Here is a 12310-nt window from a genome sequence, read left to right as displayed (position 1 = left end):
TGCGATGTTCGATAAAATCCTGATTGCCAACCGGGGCGAGATCGCCTGTCGCATCATCAAGACGGCCCAAAAAATGGGCATCAAGACGGTGGCCGTCTATTCCGACGCCGACCGCGACGCGGTCCACGTGGCGATGGCCGACGAGGCTGTGCATATCGGTCCGGCTCCGGCCGCCCAATCCTATCTCCTGATCGATAAGATCATCGACGCCTGCAAGCAGACCGGCGCCCAGGCGGTCCATCCCGGCTACGGCTTCCTCTCCGAGCGTGAGGCCTTTCCGAAGGCGCTCGCCGAGGCCGGCATCGTCTTCATCGGCCCCAATCCCGGCGCCATCGCCGCGATGGGTGACAAGATCGAATCGAAGAAGGCCGCCGCCGCGGCCAAGGTCTCGACGGTGCCGGGCTTCCTCGGCGTGATCGAGAGCCCTGAGCATGCCGTGCAGATCGCCAACGAGATCGGCTATCCGGTGATGATCAAGGCCTCCGCCGGCGGCGGCGGCAAGGGCATGCGCATCGCCGAATCGGCCGACGAGGTGGCGGAGGGCTTCGCCCGCGCCAAGTCCGAGGCCTCCTCCTCCTTCGGCGACGACCGCGTCTTCATCGAGAAGTTCATCACCGATCCGCGCCACATCGAGATCCAGGTGATCGGCGACAAGCACGGCAACGTGATCTATCTCGGCGAGCGCGAGTGCTCGATCCAGCGCCGCAACCAGAAGGTGATCGAAGAGGCCCCGTCGCCGCTCCTCGACGAGGAGACCCGCCGCAAGATGGGCGAGCAGGCCGTCGCCCTGGCCAAGGCCGTGAACTACGATTCCGCCGGCACCGTCGAGTTCGTCGCCGGCCAGGACAAGTCGTTCTACTTCCTCGAGATGAACACCCGCCTGCAGGTGGAGCACCCGGTCACCGAGATGATCACCGGCCTCGACCTCGTCGAGCTGATGATCCGGGTCGCCGCCGGCGAGGCGCTGCCGCTGACGCAATCGGACGTGAAGCTCAACGGCTGGGCGGTGGAGAGCCGCGTCTACGCCGAGGATCCGACCCGCAACTTCCTGCCCTCCATCGGCCGGCTGACCACCTACCTGCCGCCGGAAGAGGGCCCGCTCGGCGACGCGATCGTGCGCAACGATACCGGCGTGGAGGAGGGCGGCGAGATCGCGATCCACTACGATCCGATGATCGCCAAGCTGGTCACCTGGGCGCCGACCCGGATCGAGGCCATCGAGGCGCAGGCGACGGCCCTCGACGCCTTCGCCATCGAGGGCATCCGCCACAACATCCCCTTCCTCGCCACCCTGATGGCCCATCCGCGCTGGCGCGAGGGCCGGCTCTCGACCGGCTTCATCAAGGAGGAGTTCCCGGAGGGCTTCACCGCTCCCGAGCCGGTCGGCCCGGTGGCCCTGCGGCTGGCGGCGGTGGCGGCGGCGATCGACCACAAGCTCAACATCCGCAAGCGCGGCATCTCCGGCCAGATGCGCGATCCGAGCCTGCTCAGCTTCCAACGCGAGCGCGTGGTGGTGCTCTCCGGCCAGCGCTTCGACGTCACCGTCGATACGGCGGAGGATGCCCTGCTGGTGACGGGTGAGGACGGCAAAGCGGTGCCTGTGCGCAGCGACTGGCGCCCCGGCAATCCGGTCTGGGCCGGCACGGTCGGCGACGAGACCGTGGCGATCCAGGTGCGCCCGCTCCTCAACGGCGTGTTCCTGCAGCATGCGGGCGCGGCGGCCGAGGCCCGGGTCTTCACCCGCCGCGAGGCCGAACTCGCCGCCCTGATGCCGGTCAAGGAGAATGCCGGCTCCGGCAAGCAGCTGCTCTGCCCGATGCCCGGACTGGTCAAGCAGATCATGGTGACCGAGGGCCAGGAGGTGAAGAACGGCGAGCCGCTGGCCATCGTCGAGGCCATGAAGATGGAGAACGTGCTGCGCGCCGAGCGCGACGGCACCGTCTCCAAGATCGCCGCCAAGGAAGGCGACAGCCTCGCCGTCGATGCGGTGATCCTGGAATTCGCCTGATCGGCGCGATTCCCCTGTGAGCGAAGCGGTCCTGCCGCGCCCGTCGGAAATGACGGCGCGCACGGATCGCTTTGCCTGACGGCTCTCGCCGAAGCACCGCGACGGCACCGGGTACGGCCGACCGCCCTCTCCGGCACCCTCCGCCCTTATACGCGCGGAAATCCCCTCAGCCGCGAGGGGCTCCCGCCGGTCTCAAAAGAATGCCGCTCTACTTCGCCTACGGCGCCAACATGGACGCCGCCGCCATGGCCCAGCGTTGTCCGGCCTCGAAGCTGATCGGGCGCGGGCGGCTGCAGCGGCACCGCTTCATCATCATGAAGGAGGGCTGGGCCTCCGTCGTGCGCGCCCCCGGCGCCGTCGTCTGGGGCGTGCTGTGGGAGCTTGCGCTCTCCGACGTGCCCGCCCTCGACCGCTACGAGGGCGTCGCCGGCGGCCTCTACGTGAAGGCCACCCAGCCCATCGTCACCGAGACCGGGGTGAAGCGCGCCCTGATCTATCTCGGCCGCAGCCAAGCCGCCGGGCTGCCGCGGCCGGGCTATCTCGAAGCGGTGCTGGCGGCGGGTCAGGCGGCGCAATTGCCCGGCCCCTATCTTCAGGAGATCCGAGGCTGGCAGCGCCGTGCTCCGGCCTGATCCGCGTTGCGCGCAAGTCTCTTGCGCCCAGTTGGCACCGAACCTGCTCTGTCGATGAAGACCAAGAAAAGTCATCGCGTCAGGGTAGGTCTCCATGGATTTCGTGAAACCGGTCGAGATGGCCAAGGCCATGAGCGATTCCGGCGTCGTACGGGCGCAATTGTCCGTTCGTGACATGCTCGTGCGCGGCATGATGGCCGGCGCCATCCTCGGCATCGCCACCAGCCTCGCCGTCACCGCGGCGGTGCAGACCGGCGTGCCCTTCGCGGGCGCCCTCGTCTTCCCCGTCGGCTTCGTGATGATCGTCTGCCTCGGGCTCGAACTCTGCACCGGCAATTTTGGCATTCTCGCCCTCGCTTCGATGGAAGGGCGGATCGGCCTCAAGCCGATGATGCGCAATTTCGGCTGGAGCTTCCTCGGCAACCTGATCGGCAGCCTGCTCTACGCGCTGCTGCTCGTGATCGCGTTGACGAATTTCTGGCACACCGGCGCCGATGCCAACCCTGTGGCGAAGAAGATTCTCGACATCGCCCAGGCCAAGACCCTCGCCTACGAGAATCTCGGCACGGCGGGCATGATCACCTGCTTCGTCAAGGCGATGCTGTGCAACTGGATGGTCTGCCTCGGCGTGACCATGGCGATGATGTCGACCTCGACCTTCGGCAAGATCTTCGGAGCCTGGCTGCCGGTGCTGCTGTTCTTCGCCCAGGGCTTCGAGCACGCGGTCGTGAACATGTTCATGATCCCCGCCGGCATGATGCTCGGCGCCCCCATCTCCTTCGAGCAATGGTGGGCCTGGAACCAGATCCCGGTGACGCTCGGCAACTTCGTCGGCGGCGTGCTGTTCATCTCGCTGGCATGGTACCTCACCTACCGTCCGCAGGCAGTGGCCGCGAGCCGGGTCGAGGCCGCGCCGGCCTCGGCGGCGATCGCCGCCCGCTGAAGCATCGCCCCGAAAGGCGGCTCCCGGCTTTCGGAACAGGACGAAGCGTCAGACAACGGCTTGGAGCGTCGTCCCGGATTTCGCGTCCGGGGCGATGCTCGGGCCGGAAGCGCAAGAGCTCCCGGCTTCGCAGGAAACCGGGAGACTTTTTCGTCTTGAGCACCGACAGAAAGACCATCCGCGCGGTGATCCACGGCCGCGTACAGGGCGTGTCCTATCGCGCCTGGACCAAGAAGCGGGCGGATCTGCACGGCGTCGCCGGCTGGGTCCGCAATCGGCCGGACCGCACCGTCGAGGCCCTGTTCTCCGGCCCTGCGGCGGCGGTCGACGCGCTGCTCGCCGAATGCCGGCGCGGTCCCTTCGCGGCCCGGGTCGACGACATCGCGGTGACGCAGGCCGAACCGTCCGAGGCAGAGGGTTTCGAGATCCTCAGATAGAAACCGCCGGGGCTTGCCGGCCGGGCGTCCTGATTGTAGCCGCCGGGCTCGTGACTTCCGATCCGGATCGGCGAGACGAGGCCCTGATCATGTGGGACTTCCCCGCCTTCTCCCCGCTCGACCTCGCGGCGCTCGTGTTCTTCGTCGCGTGCTGGGTCGGCTACGCCTATGCCGTGCAGCGGCGGCGGGGCGACCGCCTCAGCCTCACCCAGATCATGAACCGGCAGCGGCGCAACTGGGCAATCCAGATGATCGGCCGCGACAACCGCGTCGTGGACACCACGATCAATGCCTCGCTGCAGAACGGCACCGCCTTCTTCGCCTCGACCTCTCTGATCGCGCTCGGCTCGGTGCTGACGCTGTCGCGCTCCGGCGACGACGTGCTGAACCTGTTTTCGGCTTTACCCTTCGGCGCGGGCACCACCCGGCAGACCTGGGAAATCAAGATCGCCGGGCTCGCGGTGGTGTTCGTCTACGCCTTCTTCAAATTCGCCTGGGCCTACCGGCTGTTCAATTACGGCGCCATCCTGATCGGCGCGGTGCCGCCCAAGGGCTCGGGCGCCTCCGACGAGGTGATGCGCCGTGCCGCCGAGCGGGCCGGCGCGATGAACGTGGCGGCGGGCTCGCATTTCGCCAAAGGGCAGCGTGCCTTCCTGTTCGCCTTGGCCTATCTCGGCTGGTTCGTGAGCGCGCCGGTGATGATGCTGGCAACCGCCAGCGTGGTCTGGGTGATGTGGCGACGCCAGTTCGCCTCGCCGATCCGCGCGGCCCTGCTCGCCGAGGAGGACCATGATGGCAGATGAGGCGGTAATCGAGGAGACGATGCTGCGTCTCGTGAACGAGCGCGGATCGGCGAAGACCTGCTGCCCCTCCGAGGTCGCCCGCGCCCTCGGCGGCCCTCATCCGGATGGTTGGGGGCCCCTGATGCAGCCGGTGCGGCGGGTCGCCGTGCGGCTGACCAAGGAAGGGCGGGTGCAGATCCTGCGCAAGGGCAAGCCGGTGGCGGACCCTGACGATTTCCGTGGGATCTACCGCCTGAGCCTGCCGCCGGGCTGAGGCTCCGTCACGGCCTCGGCATGACCTCGTCGGTATAGCCGGCGAGCTTGTAGGCGATCATCCCGATCCATTCCTTCACGCCGATATCGAGTTCCGACAGACCGTCCGAGGCGAAGCTGGCGAAGCGATAGGCATCGCGCGGCCAGTTGGTGCGGTAATCGACCGGGTAGGCGGTGACGGTGAAGCCCGCCTTGCGGAAGCAGCCGACCGCCCGGGGCATATGCCAGGCGGAGGTGACGAGGAGCCAGCGCTCCCCCGGCTTCGGCTGCGTCATACGCGCGGAGAACACCGCGTTCTCGTGGGTGTTGCGCGATTGCTGTTCGAGAATCAGCCGGTCGCGGGGCACCCCGAGCGTATCGGCGAAGCGGCTGACGATCTCGGCCTCGGAGACAGCATCCTCGCGGGTGCTGCCGGCTCCGCCCGAGAAGACGAGGCGGGCCTGGGGGTAGCGCCGGGCGAGGTCGGCGAGGGCGATCTCCCGCTCGCCCGCATCGTTGACGGTGATCTGGTCGCGCCCGATCGAGGTATCGGCCTCGACCGCGCCGCCGAGCACGATGATGCCCGTCACCGGAGCGCCGTCCTCGGCGAAGGCGGGGAAGCGGTTCTCCAGCGGCATCAGCGTCCAGGCCGAGAGCGGGGAGAGGCCGGCGACGAGGAGGCCGAGCAGGCCGGCGCTGGCGAGCAGCCGGCCGAATTCCCGGCCGGCTTCGGTGAAGAGCAGCAGGCAGCCGAGGAGCCCGAGCAGGATCAGGAAGTTCGACGGCGTCAGAACGAAGAAGATCAGCTTCGAGAGCGGGAAGAACATCGTCTTCTTTCGTCCTGGGGCAGGCACGGCGTCCGTCACGGTTCGACCTTCCGCCGGAGTGAGGCTCAGGTGAGCGGCAGCGACAGAACCGCCGAGGAAGCCGGACGTTGCGCGAGCACGCCGAGCCAGCGCCGGATGGCGGGCCGCTCCTCGCGCTCCAGGGGAAGCTGGAACCAGCGATTCGCCGCCAGGCCGACCGCGATGTCGGCGATGGTGAAGCCCGCGCCCGCCACGAACGGTGTGTCGGAGAGATGCCGGTCGAGCAGGGCGGCGCAGCGCTCGGAATTCACCCGCGACGCCTCGACCATGCCCGCATCGCGCTTTTCGGGGGCGACGCGGACGAGTTGCAGGAAGGCGTCGCGCATCGCCGGGGTGAAGGCGGTGGCCTGCCAGTCGAGCCACTGATCGACCAGGGCGCGGGCGCGGGGCTCGGCCGGCAGGGCCAGCGGCCCGCCATAGGCATGGGCGAGGTAGCGCAGGATCGCGTTCGATTCCCAGAGGACGAAGCCGTCCTCGTCCAGGGTCGGCACCAGACCATTGGGGTTCAGCGCACGATAGGCGGCGTCACCGACGATGCCGTACGCGCCGCCCGCCTCGATATGCTCGTAGGGCAGACCTAGCTCATCGAGGGCCCAGAGCGCCTTCTGAACGTTCCCGGAGCTTGCCCGCCCCCACAGCTTCCGCGTCATCCGTCGTGTTTCCCGTCTTCGTCCCGGTCGGGAGGATAGGCATGGGCCACGCCCTGCGGATCGGTGACGCGCCACGCGCCATCCGCCCCGTCGAGATAACCCGGCCCCACCGGCACCTTCCCGTAGCCGCCGGGAATGTCGAGGACGTAAAGCGGCTGAGCAAGGCCGGATAGCCGGCCGCGCAGGCGCCGCATCAGCGCCTGCCCCTCGGGGAGGGTGGTGCGCAGGTGGCCGGTGCCCGGCGCGAGATCGCCCTGATGCAGGTAATAGGGCTTGATGCGGTTCTCGACGAAGCCGCGCATCAGGGCTTCCAAGGTGTCCGCATCGTCGTTGACGCCCCGCAGCAGCACGCTCTGGCTGACCATGGGGATGCCGGCATCGACGAGCCGGGCGATGGCCGCGCGGGCGGCCGGCGTGAACTCGCGCGGATGGTTGGCATGGAGCGCCACGAACACCGCGCCGGAGAACCGCTTCAGCGCCGCGACCAGCCGCTCGTCGATGCGGGCGGGCTCCACCATGGGCACGCGGGTGTGAAAGCGCAGCACCCGCACATGGGGGATGGCGGCCAGCGCCTCGGCGATTCCGGCGAGGCGGCGGGGCGAGAGGGCGAAGGGGTCGCCCCCCGTCACCACCACCTCCCAGATCTCGGGGTGATCGGCGATGTAGCGATAGGCCACGGCCAATTCCGCCTCGCTCAGCGAGCCCTGACCCTCGGGGCCGACCCGCTCGCGGCGGAAGCAGAACCGGCAATAGACCGGGCAGACATGCAGCGGCTTCAGCAGCACCCGGTCGGGATAGCGGTGGACGATGCCGGGCACCGGCTCATGCACGTCGTCGCCGATGGGGTCGGCGCGCTCCCGTGGGTTCGTCTCGAGCTCTTCCGCGCGCGGCACGAACTGGCGGGCGATCGGGTCGTCCGGGCGGCCGGGCTCGATCAACTCGGCCATGTCGGCGGTGACCGAGACGGCGTAGCGGGCGGCGACACGCTCCAGCACGGGCAAGACGGCGGCGTCGATCAGCCCGGCACGGGCCAGCGCGGCCGTGCTCTTCAGCGCGGCGCTCACCGTCCCCGGCCTCGGGTCACGGGGGTCCAGATCACGTCGTCGATGCGCGGGGCGCCGGTGGCCAGCATCACCAGCCGGTCGAAGCCGAGGGCGATGCCGCTCGCCTCGGGCATGATGGCGAGGGCATCGAGGAAGTCCTCGTCGATCGGGTAGCGCTCGCCATAGACCCGGACCTTCTCCGCCATCTCCGCCTCGAAGCGGCGGCGCTGCTCCGCCGGATCGGTCAACTCGCCGAAGGCGTTGGCGAGTTCCACGCCGCAGGCATAGAGCTCGAAGCGCTCGGCCACCCGCGGATCGCGCGGGCTCGGCCGGGCCAAAGCCGCCTCGCTGACGGGATATTCGCACAGGATGGTCGGCCGGCCCTGGCCGAGATGCGGCTCGATCAACCCGACCAGAACACGGCTGAACAGGTCGGCCCAGGTATCGTCCCGCGCCACCCGCAGGCCGCGCGTCATCACCGCATCGGCCAGGGCATCGCGGTCGGTCGCGCCCTCGGGCGAGATCGTGGACAGGAGGTCGATGGCGGCGAAGCGGTGGAACGCCTCCGCCAGGGTCAGCCGCTCGAAGGGCGCGAAGGGATCGGCCTCGCGCCCGCGGAAGCTCAGGCGCCGGGTTCCCGCCGCCTCGGCGGACAGGGCCAGCAGGGCGGCGCAATCCTCCATCAGCGCCTCGTAGGATTCGCCCGCCCGGTACCATTCGAGCATCGTGAATTCGGGATGGTGCAGCGCCCCCCGCTCGCGGTTGCGGAAGACGTGGGCGAGGCTGAACAGGCGCGGCTCACCGGCGGCCAGCAGCTTCTTGCAGGCGAATTCCGGCGAGGTGTGCAGGTAGAGCGGGTCCCGCCCGCCATCGGGCAGGATCGCCTCGGTGGCGAAGGCCGAGAGATGCGCCTCGTTGCCCGGCGAGACCTGAAGCGCGGCGGCTTCGACCTCGACGAAATCGCCGGCGGCGAACCAGTTACGCAGGCCGGCGAGGATGCGGTTGCGGGTCAGCAGCAGGGGCCGGCGATCCGCATGGATGCCGGGATGCCACCAGGGCGAGGACTCGTTGCTCACGCGAAAACAGCCTCCGGCTGGCAACCGAGCCGCGGATAGGGTAGGGCCTCGCGGATGATTCCGCTCGTCCGGCCGATATGCCGGTGAAGAGCCGCCGTTCTCGTCAAGCCAAGGTCCACGCTCGTGAAAGTGATCGCCAGTACCCTTCGCAAGGGCAACGTCGTCGATAAGGACGGCAAGCTCTACGTCATCCTGACGGCAGAGAACATCCACCCCGGCAAGGGCACCCCGGTCACCCAGCTCGACATGCGCCGCATCACCGACGGCGTGAAGATCTCCGAGCGCTACCGCACCACCGAGCAGGTCGAGCGCGCCTTCGTCGAGGACCGGGAGCACACCTTCCTGTACCAGGACGGTGAGGGGTATCACTTCATGAACCCCGAGAACTACGAGCAGATCGCGGTCCCCGAGGACGTGATCGGCGATGCCGCCCCCTACCTGCAGGAGGGCATGGCGGTGACCCTCTCGACCCATAACGGCGTACCGCTCGCCATCGAGCTGCCGCAGCGCGTGACCTTGGAGATCGTCGAGACCGAGCCGGTCACCAAGGGCCAGACCGCCTCCTCGTCCTACAAGCCGGCGATCCTCTCGAACGGCGTCAAGACCTCGGTGCCGCCGCACGTCTCCACCGGCACCCGCGTCGTCATCATGACGGCGGACGGCTCCTACGTGGAACGCGCCAAGGACTGATCCTGACTCCGGCCGATCAGACCGGAGGCAGGATCAGGAAGCCCGCGCGGCGCCTGAGCGAAGCCCAGATCCGCCATCCCGAAGGGATCGGCCGGATTTGGTATGAGTCCCGTCATGGCGGGGCCGCGGTTCCTTCCGCGGCCTCGTAGCAATGTTGCGACAGGTTCTGCGCCCTGGCCCGCTCCTCCGCCGTGTAGGGCTGGCCAAGGCCCCACAACCCCTCGCGGCGGAGAGCGTCGGCCGTGCAGCGGGCGGCGATCCGGCAGGCCCGGATCTCTCCTCCGGTGCGGGTGCAATGCCCCGCATAATCCTTGCGGAAGCTCGCTTCCCCCGCCTTCGGATGCGGCCCGGTCAGGGTCACGAGCCCGGTGAACAGGGCGAGCAGAACCGGCTGGTGGACGAGGTAGACGGCGAGGCTGTGCCGCCCGGCGAAGGCCGCCCCGCGCGCAATCCTGTTCCGGGCCCGCCAGCGGGCGAGCCGTGAGCCGGCCAGGAGCGGCCGGCCGAGGCGAGCGAGCGCGATCCCTGCCAGCACCAGACCGAACCAGGGAAACAGCGGCACCCAATCGTTGGTGTCCGGCAGGGTGCGCCCGAGGCCGAGGAAGAAGAGTTCCGGCGCGTCGAGCAGCGGATGGGCGATGACGTGGGGCGCCAGCAGCACGGCGCCGGCGGCGAGTGCCGTCACCCAGGCCGGCAGGAACACGAAGGGCAGCCCCAGCACGCTCGAGACGGCGATGCAGTGCAGGATGCCGAAGAAGATGTAGCTCTGCGGGAAAGCGAACCACGTCGCCACGGTGATGAGCAGGGCCGCGCCACCGATGCGCGCGATCCTCAGCGCGAAGGGCCGCCCGCGCATGCCGTCGCCATTCGCCAGCACGAGGCCGACTCCGACCAGCAGCAGGAACGAGCCGGCGATGCCGTGGGCCGCGAGGCGCCCCGGGGGCGTCAGCGCGAGATTCTGCGGCGTGAGCTGCAGGAAGCCGAGATCCCACAGCGCATGATAGGCGGCCATCGCCGCGAGCGCCGTCCCCCTTGCGAGATCGAGGGCGTCGATGCGCCGGCCCGACCTGGGCGGCGAGGAAGTGAGCGTGGTCATCCCGGCCGCCCTATCACCGTTCCCGAGCGAGGGCGACGAGGGGAGGGCGCGTGCGCGGCCCGCGCCCGGCGCTCCTGCGGCAGATCGAAACGGCTCAGGTCGACGTCTCACCGACGCATGAGGCAAGACTGCCATGGCCGCCGGAAAATGCGCCTCTGCCGTGTCCCATTGCCGGTCAAACGGGCTTCCCGCGATTCGTGACTTTGTTAACGTAGAGCCGGAATTGCGCGGCGCGATTCGGCACGGGTTGCTTACATGTCGAACGAACACGAACTCAGTCCGCTCGGGGTTCAAACCGCGGAACCGCGGGAGCGCACGGCCTACCGGGAGAGCGAGGTGGAGCAGCCCGCCGAACTCGTGGAGATCGCCGGCCGCATCAAGTGGTTCGACGTCTCGAAGGGATTCGGCTTCATCCTGCCCGACGACGGCTCGGCGGACGTTCTCCTGCACATCACCTGCCTGCGGCGCGACGGGCATCAGGCGGCGAGCGAGGGCGCGCGGATCGTGGTCGAGGCGGTGCAGCGTGCCCGCGGCTGGCAGGCACACCGGGTGATCTCCCTCGATCAATCGACCGCGCTCCACCCCTCCGAACTGCCGATGGCGCGCACCCATGTGAGCGTGACGCCGACGAGCGGCCTCGAAGTCGCGGTGGTGAAATGGTTCAACCGCCTGCGCGGCTTCGGCTTCCTCAGCCGTGGCGACGGCACGCCGGACATCTTCGTGCATATGGAGACGCTGCGCCGCTACGGCATCGCCGAATTGAAGCCGGGCGAGCAGGTGCTGGTGCGCTACGGCGACGGCTCGAAGGGTGCTATGGCGGCGGAAGTCCGCCTCGTCGACGGGGCGCTCCCGGCCTCCCATTGACGGTGATCCGCGTGCCCGTTTTCTCGACCGTGTCCAAGGCTTTCCGTCTGGCCGCCTGCCTCGCCGTGCTGGCGGTGCCCCCCGTCTCTCCCCTCCGCGCCCAGGATGCCGCACCCGCCGCGCAGGCCGCGACCGAGCCCCTGGGCATCGTCTCCAAGGGCGGCCGCCACGCCTTCCAGGTCGAGGTGATGCGCAACGATGCCCAACGGGCCAAGGGGCTGATGTATCGCCGCACCATGGCGCCCGACCACGGCATGCTGTTCGATTTCGAGCGGCCGATGCCGGTCACCATGTGGATGAAGAACACCTACCTCTCCCTCGACATGGTGTTCATCCGCTCCGACGGTACGATTGCCCGGATCGCCCCGGACACCGAGCCGCTCTCGACCAAGGTGATCCCCTCGGGCGAGCCGGTGCTCGCCGTGCTCGAACTCAATGCCGGCACCGCCGCCAAGCTCGGCATCCGGGCGGGGGACCGGGTCGAGCACGCGATGTTCAAGCGCTGATCGTCCATCCGGCCGGGAGCGCGCCACCAGCGGGGAGGTTCGGTTGCCGGGCGACCCGATGCAGGACGATCCGGCCAGGGCGTGGGACGACGCCCTGCGCGCGGCCGCGCTGTTCGCCGCCGACCCGCACGGCCTCGGCGGCATCGTCCTGCGGGCCGGGGCCGGCCCGGTACGCGATCTCTGGCTCGATGCCCTTCGACAACACTTCACCGGGCCGATCCGGCGGATGCCGCCGGGCATTGCCGACGACCGGCTGATCGGCGGCCTCGACCTGCCGGCGACCTTGCAGGCTGGCCAGCCTGTGGTTCAGCGCGGCCTTCTGGCGGAGGCCGATGGCGGTGTCGTCGTCGTGCCGATGGCCGAACGGCTCGAGCGCGGCCACGTCGCCCGGCTCGCCGCCGCCCTCGATACCGGCCTGCTCGCCCTCGAACGCGACGGCCTCGCCGCCCGCCTGCCCGCCCGGTT

Annotated in this window: 14 protein-coding genes and 1 pseudogene; 10 read left to right on the top strand and 5 right to left on the bottom strand. The window is 69.1% G+C overall.

What is annotated here, in order from left to right; all coding sequences use genetic code 11:
• Nucleotides 1–4 precede the first annotated feature (4 nt).
• The 6 genes from MZTS_RS10465 to MZTS_RS10440 all read left to right on the top strand — a co-directional run bounded on the left by MZTS_RS10465 (nucleotide 5) and on the right by MZTS_RS10440 (nucleotide 5076).
• A complete protein-coding gene (locus MZTS_RS10465; RefSeq protein ID WP_192283772.1) occupies nucleotides 5–2008 on the top strand; it encodes an acetyl-CoA carboxylase biotin carboxylase subunit in 2004 nt (667 codons plus the stop codon).
• Nucleotides 2009–2208: 200 nt separating this feature from the next.
• A complete protein-coding gene (locus MZTS_RS10460; protein ID WP_009862299.1) occupies nucleotides 2209–2640 on the top strand; it encodes a gamma-glutamylcyclotransferase family protein in 432 nt (143 codons plus the stop codon).
• Nucleotides 2641–2734: 94 nt separating this feature from the next.
• A complete protein-coding gene (locus MZTS_RS10455; RefSeq protein ID WP_192283770.1) occupies nucleotides 2735–3583 on the top strand; it encodes a formate/nitrite transporter family protein in 849 nt (282 codons plus the stop codon).
• A 155-nt stretch (nucleotides 3584–3738) separates the two neighbouring features.
• Nucleotides 3739–4020 carry an acylphosphatase gene (locus MZTS_RS10450; RefSeq protein ID WP_192283768.1) on the top strand — a complete coding sequence of 94 codons (282 nt, stop codon included), beginning with the start codon at nucleotides 3739–3741 and terminating at the stop codon, nucleotides 4018–4020.
• A gap of 89 nt (nucleotides 4021–4109) precedes the next feature.
• Complete coding sequence (locus tag MZTS_RS10445; protein WP_192283766.1) at nucleotides 4110–4823, top strand: DUF599 domain-containing protein; 714 nt, start codon at nucleotides 4110–4112, stop codon at nucleotides 4821–4823.
• Complete coding sequence (locus MZTS_RS10440; protein ID WP_009865705.1) at nucleotides 4813–5076, top strand: DUF3253 domain-containing protein; 264 nt, start codon at nucleotides 4813–4815, stop codon at nucleotides 5074–5076. Before MZTS_RS10445 ends, MZTS_RS10440 begins: the two co-directional genes overlap by 11 nt.
• A 7-nt stretch (nucleotides 5077–5083) precedes the next feature.
• Here MZTS_RS10440 and MZTS_RS10435 read toward each other — a convergent pair whose 3' ends face one another.
• The 4 genes from MZTS_RS10435 to epmA form a co-directional block, all read right to left on the bottom strand.
• Nucleotides 5084–5881, bottom strand: coding sequence for a YdcF family protein (locus MZTS_RS10435; RefSeq protein WP_192283765.1), 798 nt, complete (start codon nucleotides 5879–5881; stop codon nucleotides 5084–5086).
• Nucleotides 5882–5946: 65 nt separating this feature from the next.
• Entirely contained in the window at nucleotides 5947–6570 is a 624-nt protein-coding gene (locus MZTS_RS10430; protein ID WP_192283764.1) for a glutathione S-transferase family protein, read from the bottom strand.
• Nucleotides 6567–7634 carry a lysine-2,3-aminomutase-like protein gene (locus MZTS_RS10425; protein WP_192283763.1) on the bottom strand — a complete coding sequence of 356 codons (1068 nt, stop codon included), beginning with the start codon at nucleotides 7632–7634 and terminating at the stop codon, nucleotides 6567–6569. The genes MZTS_RS10430 and MZTS_RS10425 overlap by 4 nt, the downstream gene beginning before the upstream one ends.
• Nucleotides 7631–8689: an EF-P lysine aminoacylase EpmA gene (gene epmA / locus MZTS_RS10420; RefSeq protein ID WP_192283762.1), complete on the bottom strand. Its 1059-nt coding sequence runs from the start codon at nucleotides 8687–8689 to the stop codon at nucleotides 7631–7633. The genes MZTS_RS10425 and epmA overlap by 4 nt, the downstream gene beginning before the upstream one ends.
• 123 nt (nucleotides 8690–8812) lie before the next feature.
• On the opposite strand from epmA, the gene efp reads away from it, so the two are divergent.
• Nucleotides 8813–9379 carry an elongation factor P gene (gene efp, locus MZTS_RS10415; protein WP_192283761.1) on the top strand — a complete coding sequence of 189 codons (567 nt, stop codon included), beginning with the start codon at nucleotides 8813–8815 and terminating at the stop codon, nucleotides 9377–9379.
• Nucleotides 9380–9491: 112 nt separating this feature from the next.
• Here the strand turns inward: efp and MZTS_RS10410 are convergent, their stop codons facing one another.
• Nucleotides 9492–10475: a heparan-alpha-glucosaminide N-acetyltransferase gene (locus MZTS_RS10410; RefSeq protein WP_192283760.1), complete on the bottom strand. Its 984-nt coding sequence runs from the start codon at nucleotides 10473–10475 to the stop codon at nucleotides 9492–9494.
• 255 nt (nucleotides 10476–10730) lie between these two features.
• On the opposite strand from MZTS_RS10410, the gene MZTS_RS10405 reads away from it, so the two are divergent.
• From MZTS_RS10405 to bchD, 3 genes and pseudogenes are all read left to right on the top strand, one after another.
• On the top strand, nucleotides 10731–11339 hold the full coding sequence (locus MZTS_RS10405; RefSeq protein ID WP_009863611.1) for a cold-shock protein: 609 nt from the start codon (nucleotides 10731–10733) through the stop codon (nucleotides 11337–11339).
• The gene (locus MZTS_RS10400) at nucleotides 11336–11845 is read left to right on the top strand and encodes a DUF192 domain-containing protein (RefSeq protein ID WP_192283759.1); all 510 of its coding nucleotides are present in this window, start codon (nucleotides 11336–11338) and stop codon (nucleotides 11843–11845) included. Before MZTS_RS10405 ends, MZTS_RS10400 begins: the two co-directional genes overlap by 4 nt.
• A 58-nt stretch (nucleotides 11846–11903) precedes the next feature.
• Nucleotides 11904–12310, top strand: a pseudogene (gene bchD, locus MZTS_RS10395) (magnesium chelatase subunit D); the annotation flags it as partial.

It is taken from the genome of Methylorubrum zatmanii (genome assembly GCF_014845115.1).
GTDB classification, from domain to species: Bacteria; Pseudomonadota; Alphaproteobacteria; order Rhizobiales; family Beijerinckiaceae; genus Methylobacterium; species Methylobacterium zatmanii.
This window is presented reverse-complemented; position numbering and strand designations above follow the sequence as displayed.